Consider the following 19,805-nt stretch of genomic DNA (forward strand, 5'->3'; position numbering starts at 1 on the left):
GATGAGGATTCGCGCCGTCACGCTGGAAGACCTTTCGGTTTGGGAGGAGCTCTGGCTCGGCTACCAACGCTTCTACGAGGCGGAGATTCCCCAAACCGTCACGCAGCGCACGTGGGCGCGCTTCCTCGATCCGACGGAGCCGATGTGGGCCGCGCTCGCGTTCGACGCCGATCGCGCGGTGGGCCTCGTGCACTGGCTCTTCCATCGTTCGACGTGGACCGCCGGAGACTACTGCTACCTCCAGGACCTCTTCGTCTCCGCCGGCGCGCGCGGCGCCGGCGTGGGCCGCGCGCTGATCGACCACGTCGCGACGGACGCGAAGCGCAGCGGCGCCGAGCGGCTCTACTGGCTCACGCACGAGACCAACGAGACGGCAATGAAGCTCTACGACGCCGTCGCCGAGCGCAGCGGCTTCGTGCAATACCGAAAGCGACTCGAGCCGCCCCCGGTCAGTGGGCCTTCTCGACACCCACCGCCCACGCGATCACGAGGAGGAGCGTAGCCAGGAGGACGACCCCGACCGTGACGAGGAAGATGGCATTCCTGCGAAGTGACTCCCCCAACGTCATCGCGGCCCTCCATCCGCGCGCCCTGACGGCGGCGCCGCGCCCTTCACGTCTCTTCGGTCGAGCCGCCCCGGTGTCGTCGCCGCGCTCTCCGTGTCTCGCCGGCCTGGTGGTGGGCTCTCTGCATCGCGTCGGCCCTGGCGTGGAGTTGGCGACGTGGACTTTGCATCTCGTCGGTCCAGGCGATCTGGCGGCGCCGCTTCCGCTTTGTCGCCGTCGGAGGCGTTCTGCTCCGGTCCGGCCATATCGGTCTTTGCGTCGGCCGTTGCCTTTGCGGCTTTCGATTCACGGTCTGCAGATTCGGCCTGCTTCTCTGTCGTCGCGTCGAGCGTCGCAGCACCGCCTGCGTCCGTCTTCGAGGCGCCGTCGCTCTCCGCTCGCTTCGCGGCCGCGGCGCCTGCCTCCGCGGGCTCCGATTCGGCGTCGGCCGATTCAGCTTCAGCCCGTTTCTCGCTCGTTGTGTCGCTCTTCGCCGTTGCTGCCTTCGATTCGGCGTCGGCCGCTTTGGCCTGTTGGTCGCTCTTTGCGTCGGTCGTCGTCGTCGCCGCCGTCGATTCGGCGTTGGAAGCTTCAGGCCGTTCCTCGCTCGCCGCGTCGTTCGTCGCATCGGCCGCTGCCTTTGCGGCTTTCGATTCAAGGTCTGCGGATTCGGCCTGCTTCTCTGTCGTCGCGTCGAGCGTCGCTGCGCCGCCTGCGTCCGTCTTCGACGCGCCGTCGCTCTCCGCTCGCTTCGCGGCCGCGGCGTCCGCCTCCGCCGGCTCCGATTCAGCTTCAGTCCGCTTCTCGCTCGTTGTGTCGCTCTTCGCCGTTGCTGCCTTCGGTTCGACGTCGGGCGCTTCGGTCTGTTCCTCGCGGCTCGCAGCTTCGGTTTGCTCCTTGGTCGCCGTGCCGTGCGCCGGTTCCCTGTCCGCGTTCGCTGTCTTCGGTTCGTCGCTCGCGGCGTTGGCTTGCGGGGGCTCGGTCGATGTCGTGCCTTCCGCATGGCGGGTGGACGCGAGGTGGGCGCGGGCGCGCGTGAGCGGGTTGTCGGCTTCGGTCGATCGCTCGATCGGGAGATCGTGCTTTTGCCACGCGGCGAAGCCGCCCTCGAGCTCGGCGACACGATAGCCTTTTGCGGCGAACGTGGCGGCGGCGCGCGCCGCTAGTCGGCAATCGGCGGAATAACAAAGGAGCACGTTTTGGCGCTCGCGCGAGAGGCCGTGCTCGGTGTCCCACGCGTCCTCCGGGAGGTTCACGGAGCCCGGAATATGGGCTCGATCGAAGTCCTCTTTCGCGCGTACGTCGACGACGTGCACGGCGCCGTCCTTCATCGCGGACGACAGCTCCGCAGGGCCGGTCGTGAAGGCCAATCGTTCTTCGAAGTATCTCCGTGCACGCTCGGGGTCGGCCGCCTTGCTCGTATTCATGAGCACGTTGGCCTGCAGCGAGCGTGCCGAATCGCGAACGAGGTATGGACGTTGCAGCTGGTGGGCTCATGGGCCGGAGATCGCTTCCCGAAGAATCACCCGAATCACACGAAGAATCCCTCCCCGGAGAATCCGTAGAATCGCTGAGCTCGCGCGTCGTCGCCGGCGGCGGTGTGACGGACGCCGAGGTGGACCGTGCGATCCGCGCCACCTTGGGCGCGCTCGTGGCGCGGATGTCGCCCGAGCTCGCGGAGCGCGTGCGGCGCTCGTTGCCGCCCGCGCTCGCGGCGCACGTGCACGGCCCGCGCTTCGGCGGGGCGCTCGACGTCGCCGAGCTCTACGCGCACGTCGGTGAGCTCGAGGACGTCGCGCCGGAGACCGCGCAGCTCCACGCTCGCGCCGTCTGCGGCGCCCTCGCGCGCTCCCTCCCACGCGCCGTCCTCGCCGCCCTGCGACGCGAGCTCGGCCCCGAAATCGCCGCCACGTTCGGATAGACGCGACGTCGAGCACGCCCCTCGAAATCGCCGCCACGTTCGGATAGACGCGACGTCGAGCACGGCCCCGAATCGCCCGCGCGGACGCGTGCGTGCGAGCGATCAGCTTGCTTCGGCGATGAGCTGTTCCAGGCGGGTGTAGGCCTTGTCGAGGCTCTCCTGGCTGGGGCCGAAGGAGAAGCGCACGTAGTCGCGGAGGCGGCTCGCGCGGTTGTGGCCGTGGCGGCGCTTGCCTGGGTTCACGTCGAAGAACTCCCCCGGCACCGTGATGACCTTCTTCGTCAGGCCCGCGCGGAAGAGGCCCATGCCGTCGCTCAGCGGCGCGGGGAGCGCCGCGACGTTGCCCCAACAGTAGAACGTGCCGTCGGGGACGCGGTCGAAGCGGACCCCCAGGCGCTCGAGGCGCGAGAGCATCTTGTCGCGCTTGTCGCGGAAGCTGTTCTGGATCGCGAGCGTCTCCTTCGTGACGTAGTCGTCGTCGAAGAGCGGGATCGCGGCGCGCTGGAGCGGCTTCGAGCCCCCGCCGTCGAGGAACGAGCCCGCGCTCGCGAAGCGATCGACGACCGACCTCGGCGCGAGCGCCCACGTGATGCGCCAGCCCGGGTAGCGCCAGTTCTTCGTGAAGCCGTCGAAGACGACGACCGGATCGCGATCGACGTCCTTCACGTAGCGCGCCGCGCTCTCGACCGGGAGCTGGCCCGGGCGGCCGCGATAGATGTAGTGCGAATAGAACTCGTCGAGGAGGAGCGTGCAGTCGAGCTCGCGCGCGACGCCGACCCAGCGCTCGAGCTCCTCGCCGGCGACGAGCTTGCCGGTCGGGTTGCAGGGGTTCGAGAGGAGGAGCGCGGAGAGGCCGCGTCCGAGGACCTCGCGCCGGAGATCGTCGGCGGTGAAGGAGTAGCCGCGCTCGCCGTCGAGGAGGATCGGGATGCTCGTGAACGCCTTGAAGATGTCGAGGAGCTCCTCGTACGCGGTGTAGTCCGGGATGAAGTGCCCGAGGTTGATGCTGCCGAGGCTCGCCGCGGCGCGGGTGAGCGCGGCGCGACCGCCGCCGGAGATGCAGACGTTCTCCGCGCTGTACTGCGACGGCAGGCCCTTGCGATAGAGGCGGTTGTAGAGCCCAGCGATCGCCTCGCGCAGCTCCCAGAGGCCCGCGACCGGCGCGTACTCCTGATCGTCGGGGTGGATCCCGAGCGTGTGCACGCGCGCCGGCGCGCCGGGGAGCTCGCCCGTCTCGGGTTGCCCCTGTCCCAGATTGCACCAGTCGGGATCGCTCGACGAGAAGCCGAGCTTGGTCGCTTCGCTCGTGACGAAGATGACGCCGGTCTTGGGGACCGGACGAAACGCGTGCAATTCCTCCATCGCGGCCCACGCTAGCACTACTCTTTCGCCGTGCGCGTTTGGTCGCTGCTCGCCGTCACCGTCGCCGTGTTCGCGGTGGCGGGCGCGTGCGGTCCGAGCGATCGCGAGGTCTGCATCGACATGCAGACCGCGTATTGCCAGCGCCTCGCCGAGTGCTCGCCGTTCACCCTCGCCGTCACCTGGGGCGACGAGAAGACGTGCGCCGCTCGGCGGATGGAAGACTGCCGCCGCGACCTCGACGTCGACGACACCGACACGACGCAGAGCAGCGTCGAAGACTGCGCCCGCGCCTTGCGCGCCGCGACCTGCGAGGACCTCTTCGGCGTGCGGCAGCTCCCGGAGCGCTGCGCGCCGCGCGGCGATCGGGACGACGGTGAGCCCTGCTCCACGAGCGCGCAGTGCCTCGGCGGCCGCTGCCAGATCGACGTCGCGGGCACCTGCGGGCGATGCGTCTCGCTCGGCGCGGCCGGCGCGCCGTGCGCCAGCGCCGACGACTGCGCGGCGGGGCACGGATGCACGCGCGGCCTCTGCGCGCCGCTCGGGCGCGCCGGGGCTCCGTGCGACGCGACGAACCGCTGCGGGCTCGGGCTCGCGTGCGCCGGCGGCGTCTGCGCGGCGCCGCTCGCCCTCGGCGCGGAGTGCTCGCTCGTCGACTCCGGTTGCGACGCGCTGCGGGGGCACGTCTGCGCCGACGCGAAGTGCGTCGCGCGCACCATCGTCCCCGCCGGCGCCGGCTGCGCCGCGCTCCCCGACGGCGGCCTGGGGACCTGCGGCGCCGGCGGCCGCTGCGAGCTCCGCGAAGGCGCGACGACGGTATGCGAGGCGCCCGCCGCGGACGGCGCCGCGTGCGATGACGTCCGCGGTCCGCGCTGCCTCTCTCCCGCGATCTGCGTCGACGGCCGCTGCCGCCTCGCGAGGAACGAGCTCTCGTGCGACTGAGGTTGGAACGTCTCTCTCGGCGGGACCGTCTCTCTCGGGGGCCGGGGGCGGCGAGCGCGTCTTCGCGCGAGATTCCCCCGGCGGGGAGAGCTCGAGAGGGGCAGAGCCCCTCTCGAAACTAGAAAGAGACGCCGGCGATGCTGCAGCCGAGCTCGGAGAGCATCGTCACCGCCGCGCCGTAGCTCGCGGCGTCGTCGGAGGACGCGTTGCCTTGCAGGCTCCGCGCGTAGACGCCTTGCGCGATCGCGGCGAGGCGGAAGATGCCGAACGACATGAAGAACGAGAAGCCTTCGATGCGGTCCCGCTTCGTGAGCTCTTTGTATTGCGCAACTATCTCGTCCTCGGTCGGGATCCCGAGCGCGCCGACGTCGACGCCCGCGAGCCCCCCGCGCCCCGGCAGGTTGAAGCGGTAGCCGAGGCACGCGTACGCGAGGTCGCTGAGCGGATGACCGAGGGTGGAGAGCTCCCAGTCGATGACGCCGATGATGCGCGGCGCGTCGGGGGCGACGAGGAGGTTGTCGATCCGGTAGTCGCCGTGGATGAGCGTCGTCTCGTCGGAGGCGGGGACGTTCGCGCGGAGCCACGTCATGAGCGCTTCCATCGGCGCGATCGTGCTCGTGCGCGAGGCCTCGTATTGCTTCGACCAGCGATCGACCTGGCGCGCGACGAAGCCGCCGATCTTGCCGAAGTCGCCGAGGCCGGCGCGCTCGACGTCGATCCGATGCATCGCCGCGAGCACGCGCACGTAGTCGGCGTAGAAGGTCTTGCGTTCGTCGTTCGACGCGAGCTCCGGCAGCGTCGGGTCCCAGAAGATGCGGTTCGGCACCCATCGCATCACGAAGAACGGCGTCCCGATGACGGCCTCGTCGGTACAGAGCGAGATCGCGTCGGGCACCGGCACGTCGGTGTCCCTCAGCGCGCGCATCACGCGGTACTCGCGCTCGACCGCGTGCGCGGAGGGGAGGAGCTTCCCGGGCGGCTTCTTCCGCACGACGAACGCCTCGTCGCCGGCGCCGACCCAGTAGGTGGGGTTCGACTGCCCGCCCTTGAACTGCAGCACCTCCACCTTCTCGACCCCGAGCCACCGCGCGAGCGCGTCCGCGTCGATCTTGTGAGCTTCGCGCGGCGGTCGCGTATTCGCAGGCGGCGTCATGCCGCCGGATTGTAGTCGATGCGACCCACCGAATCGCGCGGTGGTAGGTTTTCGAGGATGCTCGATGTGTCCGCGAAGATGACGGCGGACGAGTTCCTCGCATGGGAGCGCGAGCAACCCGGCCGTCATCACTACGTTCGCGGCGACGTCGTCGAGGTGGCAGGCGGCTCGCCGCGGCACAACCGGCTGAGCGCGCGGGCGACGTCGGCCCTCGACCGTGCCGCGGTCGGCACGGCGTGCGGGGCGTTCAGCTCGGACCAGAAGCTCGGTCTCCACGACGATGAATTCGTTTGCGCCGACGGGAGCGTCGTCTGCGGGCCGCTTCAGCTGCGTCCCGGCACGAAGGACGTCATCACGAATCCGTCGCTCGTCGTCGAGGTCCTCTCGAAGAGCACGGAAGGGTATGACCGCGGGGACAAGCAGAGAGGTTACCTCGCGCTCCAGTCGCTCGTGCACCTCCTCTTCGTCTCCCAGCGCGAGGTGCGCGTCGAGGTGTATACGCGTCAGGACGACGGCAGCTTCCGTTTCGAGGTGCTCGGAGCCGGGGCCACGATCGCGCTCCAGCAGCCCGCGGCGACGCTCTCGGTCGACGCGATCTACGCCGGCGTGTTCGATCTCCCGGCCGACGACGGATGACGCCGTCCTTCGCGCCGAGGCGAGCGCGTATGCTGCTGCGTCATGTCCTTCGGGTTTCCTCCGCAGCTGGCCGAGCTTCGTACGCGTGTTCGTGCCTTCGTCGATGACGAGGTGATTCCTGCCGAGAAGGCGATCCTCAAAGAGGACGAGACGAAGGAGCGGACCACGCTGAACGCGCTCCGCGTGAAGGCGCGTGCGGCGGGGCTCTTCGTCCCGCACCTGCCCACCGAGCACGGCGGGCTCGGGCTCGGCATCATGGGGATGTGCGCGCTCTTTCGTGAGATGGGGCGCTCGCCCGTCGGCGCGGCGTGCTTCAACTGCGACGCGCCCGATCAAGGGAACATGGACCTCCTCCTCCGCTCCGGCAGCGAGGCGGTGAAGGCGCGGTGGCTCGCGCCGCTCGCGCGCGGCGAGATCACGAGCGGCTTCTCGATGACGGAGCCCGCGCCCGGCGCCGGCGCCGATCCCTCGAACCTCAAGACGCGTGCGACGAAGACCGACGGAGGATGGGTCGTCGACGGTCACAAGTGGTACACGACCGGCGGCGGCGACGCGGCGTTCCTCATCGTGATGGCGCGGACGAGCGACGATCCGCGCACCGGCGCGACGATGTTCGTCGTCGACCGCAAGGCGAAGGGCGTGGAGCACGTGCGCGACGTCCCCGTGATGAGCCCGCCGATCTTGCAGCACCGCGAGGCGGAGCTCCGCTTCCACGCGGTCGAGGTCGGCGACGACGCGGTGCTGGGCGAGGTGGGGCAGGGGTTCATGCTCGCGCAGAAGCGGCTCGTCCCCGCGCGGCTCACGCACTGCATGCGGTGGCTCGGGTGGGCCGATCGCGCGCTCGCGATGTGCCGCGACTACGTGCTGACGCGCGAGAGCTTCGGCAAGACGCTCGCGCATCACCAGCTGATCCAGAAGAAGATCGCCGACGCGGTGCACGGCATCCACGCCGGCAACCTGATGACGATCCACTGCGCCTCGATGCTCGAGGCCGGCCTCGACAAGGAGGCGCGGCCCTACTCGTCGATGGCGAAGAACCACGTCGCGAAGACGCTCTGCCAGCTCCTCGACGATGCGATCCAGATGCACGGCTCCCTCGGATACAGCGAAGATCTGCCGTTTTCCCTCTGGTATCGGTTCGCGCGGTCGGCGCGGATCGCCGACGGGCCCGACGAGGTGCACGACGTGGTGGTCGCGCGCGACTTCCTACGTGGCGCGTTGACGACGCTCGTCTGATCTTCGATCCTGCCGCCCCATGAATTCTGCGGCCGAAGTCCTCGACCTGCTCGCCAAGGACAGCAGCGAAGGCACAGTCACGCGCGTCTGCGCCGAGATCGCCGACTGGGCGAAGGAGGGGCACGCCGCCGAGCTCACGAGCTTGGCGCGCGGCCTCGAGGCCGCCGCGACGTCCGACAAGACCGACGCCTACGAGACCGTCGTCGATCTCGTCGAGGACCAGCTCGCGTTGACGCAGGATCCGGTCGCGATCGACGGCATCCTCGCGCTCGCGAGCGAGCCGCGGCTGAAGTCCCTCGTCGATCCTCGCACCGAGGGGGAGCGCCAGTGCGCGTTCGCCTCGCGCCTCGGGTACGCGCAGACGAAGGAGGCGTTCGCGGCCGCCTTCGATCGCGCGGGCGGCAAGCAGCGCGAGCTGTTCGCGTGCTGGATGCACGAGCTGGTGCTCCGGCGCGTGAGCCTCGCCTCCGTCCCCGCAGCGCAGGCGCTCGCGGAGGAGCTCGCGAAGGACGGTCATCCGCTCGGCGGCCTGCCGCTCGCGCTGCGACCGCTCGAACGCGAAGCACCTTCGTACATGCCGCTCTACGGCGATCGCGGTCTCACCGGCGTGCTCGAGGCGCTCGCGAGCGGCCCGATGTCGGCGCGCTCGATGCCGCCGCCGGACGAGAGCAAGGACGTGAAGATGACGGAGGTCGCTGTCGACCCCGCGATCGCGAGCGCGGTGAAGCCGTGGGGCTCGGGGAAGAAGGGCAAGATCGAGATGCGCGCGTTCGAGGTCACGGCCCCGATCGAGGCGCGCCTGCTCGGCAGCTGGCTCCTCCGCGCGCTCCCGCTCGAGTCGACGAAGGACGTCCCGCGCTCGGGCCTCGAGTGCAAGCGCGTGACGACCGACGCCGTGTTCGGCACCCTCTTCGCCGCGGCGGCGAACGGCGGCGCGCACTCGACCGGCCTCGGCGGCGCGTACGGCCGGCGCGCGGCGTGGACGTCGCTCGCCGTCCTCGCCGGCGCGGCGCCGGACGCGAGCATCGAGGCGATCGAGGCCGCCGCGGGGCGCGCGGTGTTCCTCTCCTTCGGCGCGTCGGGACCGTGGTTCCACGACGTCGCGTGGGACCTCGGCGTCCTCGCGCTCCACGGCGACGGGCGAAAGGTCGTCGTCCTCGCCGCGACCGACGCCGAGTGATAAGGACGAGAGCATGAGCGAGGCTTCCACTCAGCCAGGCCTGCCGACGATCGACGTCAACGAGTACGGCGGCAAGAAGGACGGCGTGAAGCAGCAGATGAACCGGCGGCTGTTCATGCAGCTGCTCGTGTTCCGCACGCGCCCCGGTCCGCACGCGCTGAGCGGCGGTCCGCACAGCGCGCCCGAGTCCCTCGGGCAGGAGCTCCTCGACGCGCTGCGGAAGCGGAAGACCGCGGGCGTCGTTTACGCCGACACGATGGACCCGCGCGGGCTCGCGCTCCTCACGTGGAGCGAGGACCCGAGCCACTTCGTGAAGGAGGTGCGCCCGCTCTTCACCGAGTCGTTCATGGCGCGGGTGAAGCTGCGTCACGACTACGGGATGCTCGGGCGTACGTACGCGACGGGACACGAGCCGGAGCTCGAGTGGACGCTCCTCAAGCGGCCGATCGAGAACGTCACGAACCCCTCCTATCCGTGGCACGTCTGGTACCCGCTCCGGCGAAAAGGGACCTTCGCGAAGCTCGAGCCGATCGAGCAGAGCCACACGCTCCGTGAGCACGCGGCGCTCGGCATCGCCTACGGCCAGGCCGAGCTCGCGCACGACGTCCGGCTCGCGTGCCACGGCATCGACGCGGGTGACAACGAGTTCGTGATCGGCCTCGTCGGCAAGGACCTCCACCCGCTCTCGCACCTCGTGCAGGCGATGCGCAAGACGCGTCAGACGAGCGAGTTCATCGAGAAGATGGGACCGTTCTTCGTCGGCTGGGTCCTCGGGACGAGCACCGGCGCATGAGGCTCTGGCCGCTCGCGGCGCTCCTCGTCGCGTGCGCTTCGACCCCGGCACCTGCGCCCGCTCCGGCGGTCGGGACGGCGCCCGCTCCGGCGGTCGATCCGCTCGACGAGGTCGCGCGCGTTCATGGTGCGCCGGGGCCTTGGGCGGTCGCGGGGTACCGCATGAGCGAGTACGCGCTGAACAAGCTCGGGCTCTCGCGCGGCAGCTTCGACCTCCGGATCACGCATCACACGCCGCCGAAGGTGAAGTACTCGTGCATCGCGGACGGCGCGGCGGCGCAGTCGGGGGCGAGCCTCGGGAAGCTGAACCTCTCGCTCGTCGACGCGTCGGAAGAGGACGTCCTCACCGAGTACGAGAACAAGAAGACAGGACAGAAGGTCGTTCTCCGACCGGCGGCGTCGTTCCGCGCGCGCTACGCGGACACGCCGCGCGACAAGGCGCGCGAGCTCGGGCGCGAGGTGCTCGGCCTTCCGGCGGAGCAGGTCTTCGAAGAGGTGCCCTCGTCGTGACGGCGGCCTGGATCACGGGGTGGCTCGCGATCGTCGCGATCGTGTTCTCCGTGGTCGTCCCCGTCGTGCAGCGCGTCCGCTTCGGCAAGCGCGCCGCGCCGGGCTCGCCTTCGATCCGCACGCACGTGTACGTCGGGCTCGCGACGGCGGCGCTCGCGTTCCTCCACACCATCGTCGTGATCCCGGAGCTCGGCTCCCCGGCCGCGACCGCAGGCGGGATGACCGCGCTCCTCCCCGGCGGCATCGCGTTCTTCCTCCTCGTCGCGCACGCGGGCCTCGGCCTGCAGCTCCGCAACCCGAAGCTGAAGGACCGTACCCGCGTCCGCCGCTCCCACACCACCACGGCGATCCTCATCAGCCTCGCCGTCGCCGCCCACGCGCTCGCGTTGCGCGCGGCGGGTTGAGCGAAGCCGTCAGTTCAAGCTGCTCGGCTTGCGGGTGGCGAAGACCTCGTCCCAGTTGTCGCGGTAGGCCTTCGTCGCGACCTGGGCTGGGCCCTTGTGCGTGGGCGGAAGGGCGGGCGCTTGCGCGGGCGGAAGGGCGGGGGCGCGGTAGCTGTCGGTGACGTCGCAGACGCGGGGGTTCTCTTTTCGCGGCTGGAGCGTGACGAGCTCGCCGGTGAGGGGCCGGCCCTCTTCGACGTTGCGGAGCTCGCCCGCTTCGAGGCGCTGATCGCGCGCGCGGAGGACGTGAACGCCGCCGCCGTCGGCGGTGGGCGGACCGAGCAGTACGACGTCTTTCGGCTTCTCGTCCTCCGCCATGAAATGAGGATAGCCCGCTCAGCGGTAAGGCGCATGCGGCGCGTGACGCGCGGCGATGAGCACGAGGGCGTCGCGGGCGGCGTCGAGGACGATGGGATCGCTCTCCGTTCCGCGCCACGAGATCGTCACCTTGTGCCCGTCGGAGCGGAGCCATACGCCGGTGCGGAGCTCGTCGAGCTTGAGGAGGAGGGGGCGCACCTCGCGCAGGACGTCGGCGTCCTCGGCCGCTCCTTCGAGCACGACGTACGCGCGATCGAAGTCGGCGTCGCCGAGCGCGAGGACGCCTTCGCGCTCCCACACGAACGCGCCGCGCTGACCCACCGACAGCACGGCGGCGCGGCCGCGCGGCGCGTCGGTCGAGACGCGCGTGCGGATGTCGCCGTGGAGGCGATAGAGGTCGATCGCGAAGACGATGCCGTCCTTCGTCCCGTTCACGCGCGGGCTCGCGCCGCGTGGCTTCGACGTCGCAGGGACGAAGAGGAGCCCGCGCGAAACGGCGTAGAGGTTCAGCGCGCGCGCCGCCGCCGTCCGGCGGTGAACGCCGCTCCCCGCCGCCCACGCGGCGAGGGTCAACGTCGCCCCGAGGACGAGGAGCTCGAGCACGAGCGAGGGGACAACCCTCGCGCGCGAAGGTTCCGCGCGTTCCCTAGATCGTCTTGCAGCCGCAGCCGCAGCCGTTCTGGAAGTGCACCTGGCCGGGGCCGCACGTGAAGCTGATGTCCTGGCACTGCGCCGGCGACGCGACGTAGTGCACGCCGGGAGACGGGCTGTGCGGGTCGCACGCGCAGATCTTCTTCGTGCACGTGATGCCGCCCGGGCCGCAGGTGCACGTGTTGCAGCCGTCGGCCGACGGGAACGTGTCGCCGCTCAGGTGGAGCGCGCTGCCGTACGAGCACGTGACGCTCGGACGAACGTCGACCGACGTCGTGAACATGGCGGGGAGGAGCTGGTAGTCCTCGAACACGACGCGGAACGTGGTGTTGGGCGCCACGCTCGGCGGGACGACGAAGCGGATGCGCGCGTCGTGCGTGCCCGGCTCCGCGTCGTCGTTGTACGCGAGCACGTTCCACTGCGCGTCGGTCAAGAACGCGACCGCGTCGCCGACCGGCGAGCGGACCCAGACCGTGAGCTGATCGCCGCCGCGCGCGGTGAACGTCCACGCGCTCCGCCGCGGCGGCATGTAGCGCCCGGCGTGGACGCCGCCCGGCTCGAGCCGGCCGAGCACCGTCGCGGTGCGAAGCGTGAGCTCGGCCTCGCTCACGTCGACGGGCTCCTTCTCCTCGTCCACCTCGCTCGAACAGCCCGCGCCGCCGACGATCCCGAAGGCGGCGAGCAGACCCAAGACAAAGAGGCGCGGTGACGTCATGTGGAGGACCGGCGCGGTCTAGCACCGGTCGGTGTATGGTCAAGGCGATGACGACCCGGGTAGCGATCGGTTTTTACGCCACTTTTCTAGTTGCAGCGTGCGGCGGCGCCGACGCTCCGTCGCCGAAGACGCCCGTTTCTCCCGCGCCGGCTCCCGCGGCGGCCGCCTCCGCGCCGGTCGCGACGCCGAGCGCGTGGACGTTGCCGGAAGGCCCGCGTGACGCGGAAAAGACGCCGCCCGCCGTCCCCGCCTACAAGCTCGAGACTTGGAAGAGCGCGATCGGGAAGGTCAAGGGTGTGCCGGCGCCGGCCGCCGAGTGCAAGGACTGGCAGAAGCGCACGGCTTCTGAAAACGACGAAGCGACGGCGAAGAAGGCGGCCGCGGGCGACGTTCCGCCCGGCTGCGCGGACGCGATCGTCGATCGGTTCCTCCTCGATCCGAAGCGCGGCGACGCGACGGACGAGACCTCGCACCGCCTCGTCGGGCTCTCGCTCGCGGGACGCCTCGCGCGCACCGCCGCGAGCGCGCCGGTGATGAAGGACGCGTCCGACAAGGAGAAGGTGAAGAAGTTCATCCAGGGTCCGCTCCGCACGTGGATGATGGAGCAGGCGACCGCGATCGACACGCTGAGCGCGGCGGGCACGACGCTCGCGCCGGCGGGGCGCGCGATCGTCGCGACGGAGGCGGGCATGGCGGATCTGCGCCTCGTCGACAAGATCCGCAGCGCGCCGACCCCCTCGACGTGGGACAAGGAGCTGAAGGCGGTGTACGAAGCCGCCCTCGACGAGGCGCTCGAGCCGCGCAAGACACGCGGTCGCGACGCGGCTCTCGTCGGCCTCTCCGACTTCGCCGCGCTCGGCGTCGCGACCGACGCGCGCGTCGATCGTGCGCGCGCGCTCCTCTCGAAGATGTACGGCGGGCGCCGCGTCGACGCGCTCGACGGGCTCTTCCTCCCGAAGGAGTCGCCCGCGATCGCGCGCTCGTGGCCGCGCTTCGAGCTCGGGCGGAAGTACTGGCGCAAGGTCGACTTCGTCGAAGCGGCGCACGCGGCGGCGAAGGAGGAAGGTGACGACGCGCGCCTCGTCCTCGCGCTCTCGCTCGCCCTCGCGCACGGTCCGAACAGCGTGAAGGACATGATGGCCGCGCCGTCCCCCGCCACGCTGGGCCTCGATCGCACCGACGCCCTCGACGACCTCGCCGCGAAGGGAGGCCTCAACGCCGGCGACGCCGCCTACGACGCCGCGTACCTCCGCTCGCTCGCGGTCCCCGACGGCGCCGCCGCCTCCGCCCACCTCACCGACGTCGCGTCGCGCGCCCACAAGGCCGCCGCCCTCCTGACCGACCCCGCAAAAAAGAAGGCCGCCGAACAACTCGCCACCGACACCGAAGCCGCCGCCAAAGCAACGAAGTAGCGCCGGCCCAGACCGCCGTCAGGGGAACAAGCGCCAAGGGGACACCCCTCTCGGGGGTCCGGGGGCGTCGTAGCGCGCGCCCAGCGCGCGCGAAGAACCCCCCCGGCGGGGAGAGCTTGAGAGGGGCAGAGCGGCAGAGCCCCTCTCGAATCTGCGGGGGTCCGGGGGCGTCGTAGCGCGCGCCCAGCGCGCGCGAAGAAACCCCCGGCGGGGAGAGCTTGAGAGGGGCAGAGCCCCTCTCAAACAAGATGAAGCAGCACGGCGGTCACGTTGTCGGCGCCGACCTGTTCGTCGGCGGCTTGGACGAGCGCGTCGCAGCGGGACGAGAGGTCCTCCTCGTCGTTCGAGATGATGGCGCGGATCGTGTAGTCGTCGAGCTGGCGCGTGATGCCGTCGGAGCAGAGGAGGTAGAGGTCGTTCGCGAGGAGCGGGAAGTAGCTCACCGAGACGTCGAGGTCGGGACGAATGCCGACGATGCGCGTCACCACGTTCGGGTGCTGCTGATCGATCTCCGCCGCCTGATCGAGCGTCGCGCCGGTGCGCCACATCTCGAGCGCGAGCACGTCGTCCATGCTGAGACGCCGGAGCTCGCCGCCCGTCTCGTCGGCCGACGCGTACGTCGCCGGATCGTAGCCGCGGCGGTAGCGATAGAGCCGGCAGTCACCGGCCGACACCGAGATGAGCCACGGCGGCGCGAGGCGGAGGCCGATGAGCGCGCAGCCCATCCCGACGCTGTCGCCGACCGCGTTCTGCAGGATGCGCGTGTTCGCCTCGAGCACCGCGACCGCGAGCGGATCCGCGCCCGGCGGCGCGAGGCCGCCCTGCGACATGCCCGCTTCGCGGCCCGAGAAGTAGCGGCGGAAGCTCGTCACCGCGAGGTCCGCCGCCATGCGCCCCGACGACTCGCCGCCCCCGCCGTCCGCGACGATGAACACGCTCGCGCTCTCGATCGCGCCCCACGCGTCTTCGTTGATCTCTCGGTGCCGCCCCGTGACCGACGCGCCCGCGTAGTCGATGACGGTGCGCGTGCCGGGCATGCGGTACGGCATGGGCCTACGATCCTACGCGAATCGGAGCGGTCTCGGGGGATATCCTCGGAGGATGATCCGCTTCGGCGCCACCGACGTCCGCGTTCGACGCCGTCCGCGCGTCGCGTGGATCGTGGCGCTGGCGCTCGCGGTGCCGGCGCTCCTCGCGGCGGTGGGGCTCGAGCTCGCCGCCGGTCTGCTCCTGCTCGGCGGGCTCTTCCTCTTCTTCATGCTCCCCGCCGTGCTGTACGAGGACTCGCTCCTCGGCGAGCGAAACGTCCCGGTGCTGTCGGCCGATCGCGCGGGGATCGCGTTCGGGAAGCGCCTCGTCCTCCGTCGCGAGCGCATCGACGCGGCCTTCGTCGAGCCGCTCGCGGACGGCGGGCGTCAGGTGCACCTCTGGGGCAAGCGCGAGCGCGACGACCTCGTGCTCTTCCTCGACGACGAGAAGCGGGCCGCGCTCCTCCTCGACGCGCTCGGCCTCACCCCCGACGCGCACGCCGCGCGCTTCGTCGTCGAGAGCGCGCCGCTTCGATCGCGCGCGAGGCAACGGCTCGCGGCCGCGCTGCGGATGGCGGGCGGCTTCGCGATCGCCGGCGCGGTCGTGTGGGCGATGGGTCACGTGCCGCTCGCGGGCTTCTCGCTCGTGCCGCTGCTCTGGCTCTACGGCGTGCTCGTTCGCTTCCTGCGCCGTCACCGCCGCGTCACGCTCGGCAGCGACGCGCTCGTCGTGGAGGAGGAGATCCCGTTCGCCGCGATCGCGAAGGTGAGCGCGGTGGGCGATCGCGACGCGCACGTGGAGCGCATCGCGGGCGATCGGATCGTGCTGCGGTTCGACGGCCGCGAGGCGAAGGACAAGCGGGCGACGTTCATCGAGCGCCTCCAGCAGAGCGTCGCGCGCGCGGCGGGGGCGACCCACCTCGGCGCGCTCCTCGCGCCGGGAGGGCGCAGCTCGGAGGCGTGGCTCGCGGAGCTGCGGCGCATGAGCGGCGGCGAGGGATACCGCGGCCCGAGCCTGCCGCCGGAGGAGCTGTGGCGCGTCGTCCTGCACCCCGGCGCGGAGGCGGGGGCGCGGGCCGGCGCGCTCGCGGCGCTCGTCGCCGGCTTCGACGAGGACGACCGCGTCCGCGTGGGGACGATGAGCGAGAGCACGGTGCGGGTCGATCTCCGCGCCGCGCTCGCCGCCGCCGCGCGCGAAGGCGCGACCGACGACGCGGTGGTGACGGCGTTCCTCGGCGCGAGCGAGCGATGACGAGGAGCTTCGTCGTCGTCGGACAGAAGGCGATCGCGAGCGACGACTTCCTGCTCGACGATCTGCCGGGGACGAGCGGGCGCATCGACGTGCTCGTGCGCTGCTTGCGCGCGACGCTCCTCTCGTCGCACGGCCTCCGCCGCGACTGCATCGCGTACCTCGTGCTCCTCGGCGGACCGCGCGCGCCCCGCGTCGTCCGCGTCGACGGCGCGACGGCGCAGTTCATCCGGCCCGACGAGCGCGCCCTCGGCGGGATGGTGAAGAAGGTGCTCGCGACGCACGACGACGACGACCGCGAGGGCTTCGTCCTCGTGAAGCCCGGCGTCGCCGTCGCGCGCGGCGGGATCGACGCCGTCCTCGCCGACGTCGCCGGCGCGGCGCTCTTCGTGCTCGCGGAGGAGGCGGAGGACATCCGCGCGGCGCCGATCGATCCCGCGTCCGACGTCGTCTTCGTCGCGGGCGATCACGTCGGCCTCCCCGACGACGTGCGCGCGCGGCTCGACGCCGCCGGCGCGCGTCCGGTCTCGCTCGGCCCCGTCAGCGTGCACGCCGACGACGCGATCGCGATTGCGATGAACGAGCTGGATCGGCGAGCTATCCTGACGCCATGACGCCCGCGCGCACGCTCGTCCTCGTGGGCGCGATCGCGCTCGTGGGCTGTCTGTTCCCGTCCTTCGACGACTTGAAGAGCGACACCAAGACGACGCCGCGACCGGACGCGGGCAGCGACGGCGACGACGATGACGGCGACGACGACGACGCCACGCCGCCCGACGCCGGCGGGACGAAGCTGCCCGACGGCGGCGACTTCCCCGCGCGGCACATCGACTGCAACGACGTCTGTCCGATCGCGGACGCGCTCTGCTGCACGACGGTGGGCGGCGCGAGCTGCCAGCCGCTCGAGGCCGAGACCTTCTGCCCGGTCCAGGGCGGCGAGGTCTTCAAGTGCGACGGCGACGAGGACTGCGACCCGGGACAGGTATGCTGCTACGCCGAGAAGAGAGGGACGTGCAGCGCGACGTGCGCGGGGCAGCAGCTCTGTCACGGCTCGCCCGGCTCGTGCCCTCCCGGTAAGACTTGCACCGGCACGATCGCCGGCCATTTCAAGGCCTGCCAATGACGCGCGAAGAAGAGACCCGCAGCCTGATCAACCGTGCGCCGCGCGATCCGGACGCGCCGCGGCCGTCGTTCTCCCTCACCGTCGTCTCGGGCGCCGATCGCGGGCTCGTCGTCGAGCTCGACGGCGCGACCGCGGCGTCGCGCACGCTCGTCGGCGCCTCGCCCGCGTGCACGTTGCGGCTGACCGATCCGCTCGTCTCGCGCCGTCACGCCGCGTTCGAGGTCGAGGCGGACGGCCTCCGCGTGCAGGACCTCGGCTCGAAGAACGGCACCGTCGTGAACGGCCTCCGCGTCACCGACGCGCTCCTCGCCGGCGGCGAGGTCGTGCGCGTCGGCGCGACCATGATCAAGGCGGAGCGCCTCGCGCGCGTCTCGACGACGAAGACGCCGACCGCGATGGCGTTCGGCCGCGTCGTCGGCGGGAGCCCGGAGATGCGTCGGCTCTATCCGCTCTTGCAGTCGCTCGCGGCGTCGACCGATCCGGTGCTGATCGAAGGAGAGACCGGCACCGGCAAGGAGCTCCTCGCGGAGGCGCTCCACGAGAAGGGCCCGCGCTCGGCGGGGCCGTTCGTGGTGTTCGACTGCGCGTCGCGGACCGGCGGGAGCGCGATCGCGGCGCTCTTCGGGGTGGAGGGCGGCGCGGCGGGCGTGTTCGAGCAAGCGCGCGGCGGCACGCTCCTCCTCGACGAGGTCGCGGAGCTCGAGCCCGAGGCGCAGGCCGGCCTCCTCGACGCGCTCGCGCAGGGTCGCATCCTCCGCGAGGGCGCGCGCGACTTCGCGCCGATCGACGTGCGCCTCCTCGTCGCCACGCGCCGCGATCTCGACGCGGAGGTGCAGGAGGGACGCTTCCGCGAGGACGTCCTCGCGTGGCTCGCGCCTCATCGCGTCGAGCTCCCGCCGCTGCGGAAGCGGCAGGGCGACGTCGGCCTCCTCGCGCGCCACTTCTGGCGCGTGATCGGCGGCGGCGACACGCTGCCCGCCGACTTCGCCGCGCGGCTCGAGACGTACGCGTGGCCCGGCAACGTCCGCGAGCTCGCGAACATGGTCGCGCGCCGCTTCGCGAGCGGCCAGGACGAGGCGGAGGCGATCCCGCACGCGGGCACCGACGCGACGCTCGGCGCCGCGCTCGAGAAGATCCTCGAGAGCGACATGCCGTTCTCGAGCGCCCGCTCCGCCGCCCTCGCCGAGTTCGAGAAGCGCTACGTCGCGCGCGTGCTCGCCCGCCACGGCGGCCACGTCGGCCGCGCCGCCGCCGCGTCGGGCATCGCGCGCCGCTACTTCCAGGTCCTGCGCGGTCGGAGCCGCTGAGCGACTCAGAACTCGAAGCGGAGCGGACGGAGCGCGGTCGCCGCCGGCTTGCGTGCAAAATACACGATCGCGGCGGCCCCGAGCGCGAGGACGGAGATGCCGAGGCTGACGCCGGAGGCGATGAACTGCGTCTTCACCGGGTCGATGTCGGCGTCGGTGCAGCCGGCGGCCGTCTTCGCGCAGCCGTTCTCGAGGTCGCTGTAGCCGGAGCGCCCCAGCACCTGGAAGACGACGAACGACACCAGCGCGACGCCGCCGACGACGCCGAGCGTGAGCGGGACGACGTTGGAGTCACCCGGGGCCTCCGTTGAATCATCGATTTTCGGTTCTTTCGTCTCTTTCGTTTCGGCGGGTCTCTCGTCCGCGAGGCGGACCTCGACCACCCGCTTCTTCTCGCCGAGCGCGACGAGGACCTTCTCCTCCGCCGCCTCGCCGCTCTTCGACCGCGCCTTGATCGTGCGCGGACCGGGGTCGACCTCGACCGGGTTGCCGTCGAGCGCGACCGGCGCGTCGTCGACCGTGACGTGCGCGCCGAGGACGTCCTTGCCGGAGGCGTCGACGACGCGGACGATGATGGTGGGCGTCTCCTCGTCGACCTCGCGGAGCCACTTCTCGCAGTCGGTGCGGATGACCTCCTTGCAGCTCTTCTGCGCGCAGACGAGGAGCTGCGCGCGCGCCTCGTGGAGCTTGCCCTGCTTCTTGAGGTCCTGCGCGCTGTCGGCCGCGTCACGGCAGCCGGCCGCGTCCGCGACGGAGGCGAACGAGAGCACGACGAGGGCGGTCGCTACGAGCGCCGCCGCGCTGGGCAACGTCAGTCGCAATCTCCTTGGTATATCTTCTTCCCGCTCGCGGGATCGATCTTCGAGACGCAGGGCGCCTTCGCCGGCGCGCGCGGCTTGACGACGACGGAGGGCCTTCGCGGCGCGGGCGGCGGCGGCGGCGGCGCGGGGGTCGAGAGCGACGGCGACGGCGCGGGCGCGGGGACGATCGGATCCGCGGTCGTCGGCGCGGGCTCCGGCGCCGGCGTCGCGGTGGGAAGTGGGTCGAAGGCCGGGGCGCGCGTCGGTGGCGGCGCGATCTTCGACCACGAGAGGGCGACGATCAGCGTGAGGAGCGCCGCGAGGCCGAAGACGGCGTACGCGATCCGGTCGACGCGCGAGCGCGCGGGCGGCGGAGGAGGTGGGGCGTGCGGGAGCTCGACGTGGTTCTTCGTGATCGGCTCGCCCCACGACGTCATCGTCGCTTCGTTCTCGATCCCGGCGAGACCCGGCGCGGGAGGCGGGCC

At 71.4% G+C, this 19,805-nt stretch carries 22 protein-coding genes; 14 read left to right on the forward strand and 8 right to left on the reverse strand.

Going from position 1 to position 19,805, the window contains the following annotated elements:
- Position 1 precedes the first annotated feature (1 nt).
- Positions 2-502 (forward strand): GNAT family N-acetyltransferase, encoded by a 501-nt coding sequence (locus KF837_01220; protein MBX3225896.1) that lies wholly within the window; start codon positions 2-4, stop codon positions 500-502.
- A gap of 63 nt (positions 503-565) precedes the next feature.
- Here KF837_01220 and KF837_01225 read toward each other — a convergent pair whose 3' ends face one another.
- On the reverse strand, positions 566-1,972 hold the full coding sequence (locus tag KF837_01225) for a hypothetical protein (GenBank protein ID MBX3225897.1): 1,407 nt from the start codon (positions 1,970-1,972) through the stop codon (positions 566-568).
- 212 nt (positions 1,973-2,184) lie between these two features.
- Here KF837_01225 and KF837_01230 point away from each other — a divergent pair, with 212 nt between their 5' ends.
- Entirely contained in the window at positions 2,185-2,466 is a 282-nt protein-coding gene (locus tag KF837_01230; GenBank protein MBX3225898.1) for a DUF2267 domain-containing protein, read from the forward strand.
- Positions 2,467-2,568: 102 nt separating this feature from the next.
- On the opposite strand, the gene KF837_01235 is transcribed toward KF837_01230, so the two are convergent.
- Positions 2,569-3,828 carry a pyridoxal phosphate-dependent aminotransferase gene (locus KF837_01235; protein MBX3225899.1) on the reverse strand — a complete coding sequence of 420 codons (1,260 nt, stop codon included), beginning with the start codon at positions 3,826-3,828 and terminating at the stop codon, positions 2,569-2,571.
- 30 nt (positions 3,829-3,858) lie between these two features.
- Here KF837_01235 and KF837_01240 point away from each other — a divergent pair, with 30 nt between their 5' ends.
- Positions 3,859-4,767: a hypothetical protein gene (locus KF837_01240; protein MBX3225900.1), complete on the forward strand. Its 909-nt coding sequence runs from the start codon at positions 3,859-3,861 to the stop codon at positions 4,765-4,767.
- A 118-nt stretch (positions 4,768-4,885) separates the two neighbouring features.
- On the opposite strand, the gene KF837_01245 is transcribed toward KF837_01240, so the two are convergent.
- Entirely contained in the window at positions 4,886-5,920 is a 1,035-nt protein-coding gene (locus tag KF837_01245) for a phosphotransferase family protein (GenBank protein ID MBX3225901.1), read from the reverse strand.
- Between the two features lie 57 nt (positions 5,921-5,977).
- Here KF837_01245 and KF837_01250 point away from each other — a divergent pair, with 57 nt between their 5' ends.
- The 6 genes from KF837_01250 to KF837_01275 are packed head-to-tail and all read left to right on the forward strand — an operon-like array spanning position 5,978 to position 10,678.
- Entirely contained in the window at positions 5,978-6,556 is a 579-nt protein-coding gene (locus tag KF837_01250) for a Uma2 family endonuclease (protein ID MBX3225902.1), read from the forward strand.
- A gap of 42 nt (positions 6,557-6,598) precedes the next feature.
- Positions 6,599-7,792 carry an acyl-CoA dehydrogenase family protein gene (locus KF837_01255; protein ID MBX3225903.1) on the forward strand — a complete coding sequence of 398 codons (1,194 nt, stop codon included), beginning with the start codon at positions 6,599-6,601 and terminating at the stop codon, positions 7,790-7,792.
- Between the two features lie 19 nt (positions 7,793-7,811).
- Positions 7,812-8,972: a hypothetical protein gene (locus tag KF837_01260; protein ID MBX3225904.1), complete on the forward strand. Its 1,161-nt coding sequence runs from the start codon at positions 7,812-7,814 to the stop codon at positions 8,970-8,972.
- Positions 8,973-8,985: 13 nt separating this feature from the next.
- Entirely contained in the window at positions 8,986-9,765 is a 780-nt protein-coding gene (locus tag KF837_01265) for a chlorite dismutase family protein (protein MBX3225905.1), read from the forward strand.
- A complete protein-coding gene (locus tag KF837_01270; GenBank protein ID MBX3225906.1) occupies positions 9,762-10,274 on the forward strand; it encodes a formylmethanofuran dehydrogenase subunit E family protein in 513 nt (170 codons plus the stop codon). The genes KF837_01265 and KF837_01270 overlap by 4 nt, the downstream gene beginning before the upstream one ends.
- On the forward strand, positions 10,271-10,678 hold the full coding sequence (locus KF837_01275; protein MBX3225907.1) for a hypothetical protein: 408 nt from the start codon (positions 10,271-10,273) through the stop codon (positions 10,676-10,678). The genes KF837_01270 and KF837_01275 overlap by 4 nt, the downstream gene beginning before the upstream one ends.
- 9 nt (positions 10,679-10,687) lie before the next feature.
- Here the strand turns inward: KF837_01275 and KF837_01280 are convergent, their stop codons facing one another.
- From KF837_01280 to KF837_01290, 3 genes are read right to left on the reverse strand one after another with little or no spacing between them, the layout of a single operon-like run.
- Positions 10,688-11,035: a hypothetical protein gene (locus tag KF837_01280; protein ID MBX3225908.1), complete on the reverse strand. Its 348-nt coding sequence runs from the start codon at positions 11,033-11,035 to the stop codon at positions 10,688-10,690.
- Positions 11,036-11,053: 18 nt separating this feature from the next.
- Entirely contained in the window at positions 11,054-11,638 is a 585-nt protein-coding gene (locus KF837_01285; protein MBX3225909.1) for a hypothetical protein, read from the reverse strand.
- A 43-nt stretch (positions 11,639-11,681) separates the two neighbouring features.
- Positions 11,682-12,377, reverse strand: a complete 696-nt coding sequence (locus KF837_01290) for a hypothetical protein (GenBank protein MBX3225910.1) — start codon at positions 12,375-12,377, stop codon at positions 11,682-11,684.
- Between the two features lie 71 nt (positions 12,378-12,448).
- On the opposite strand from KF837_01290, the gene KF837_01295 reads away from it, so the two are divergent.
- Positions 12,449-13,813, forward strand: coding sequence for a hypothetical protein (locus KF837_01295; GenBank protein MBX3225911.1), 1,365 nt, complete (start codon positions 12,449-12,451; stop codon positions 13,811-13,813).
- Between the two features lie 239 nt (positions 13,814-14,052).
- On the opposite strand, the gene KF837_01300 is transcribed toward KF837_01295, so the two are convergent.
- Positions 14,053-14,862, reverse strand: a complete 810-nt coding sequence (locus KF837_01300; protein ID MBX3225912.1) for a serine/threonine-protein phosphatase — start codon at positions 14,860-14,862, stop codon at positions 14,053-14,055.
- Positions 14,863-14,914: 52 nt separating this feature from the next.
- Here KF837_01300 and KF837_01305 point away from each other — a divergent pair, with 52 nt between their 5' ends.
- The 4 genes from KF837_01305 to KF837_01320 are packed head-to-tail and all read left to right on the forward strand — an operon-like array spanning position 14,915 to position 18,520.
- The gene (locus KF837_01305; GenBank protein ID MBX3225913.1) at positions 14,915-16,093 is read left to right on the forward strand and encodes a hypothetical protein; all 1,179 of its coding nucleotides are present in this window, start codon (positions 14,915-14,917) and stop codon (positions 16,091-16,093) included.
- The gene (locus tag KF837_01310; protein MBX3225914.1) at positions 16,090-16,704 is read left to right on the forward strand and encodes a hypothetical protein; all 615 of its coding nucleotides are present in this window, start codon (positions 16,090-16,092) and stop codon (positions 16,702-16,704) included. The genes KF837_01305 and KF837_01310 overlap by 4 nt, the downstream gene beginning before the upstream one ends.
- Positions 16,701-17,213 (forward strand): hypothetical protein, encoded by a 513-nt coding sequence (locus KF837_01315; GenBank protein MBX3225915.1) that lies wholly within the window; start codon positions 16,701-16,703, stop codon positions 17,211-17,213. The genes KF837_01310 and KF837_01315 overlap by 4 nt, the downstream gene beginning before the upstream one ends.
- Positions 17,210-18,520: a sigma 54-dependent Fis family transcriptional regulator gene (locus KF837_01320; protein ID MBX3225916.1), complete on the forward strand. Its 1,311-nt coding sequence runs from the start codon at positions 17,210-17,212 to the stop codon at positions 18,518-18,520. Before KF837_01315 ends, KF837_01320 begins: the two co-directional genes overlap by 4 nt.
- 5 nt (positions 18,521-18,525) lie before the next feature.
- Here the strand turns inward: KF837_01320 and KF837_01325 are convergent, their stop codons facing one another.
- Positions 18,526-19,341: a hypothetical protein gene (locus KF837_01325; GenBank protein ID MBX3225917.1), complete on the reverse strand. Its 816-nt coding sequence runs from the start codon at positions 19,339-19,341 to the stop codon at positions 18,526-18,528.
- Between the last annotated feature and the right edge of the window lie 464 nt (positions 19,342-19,805).

This window comes from Labilithrix sp., assembly GCA_019637155.1.
In the GTDB taxonomy this organism is placed as follows: Bacteria; Myxococcota_A; Polyangia; order Polyangiales; family Polyangiaceae; genus Labilithrix.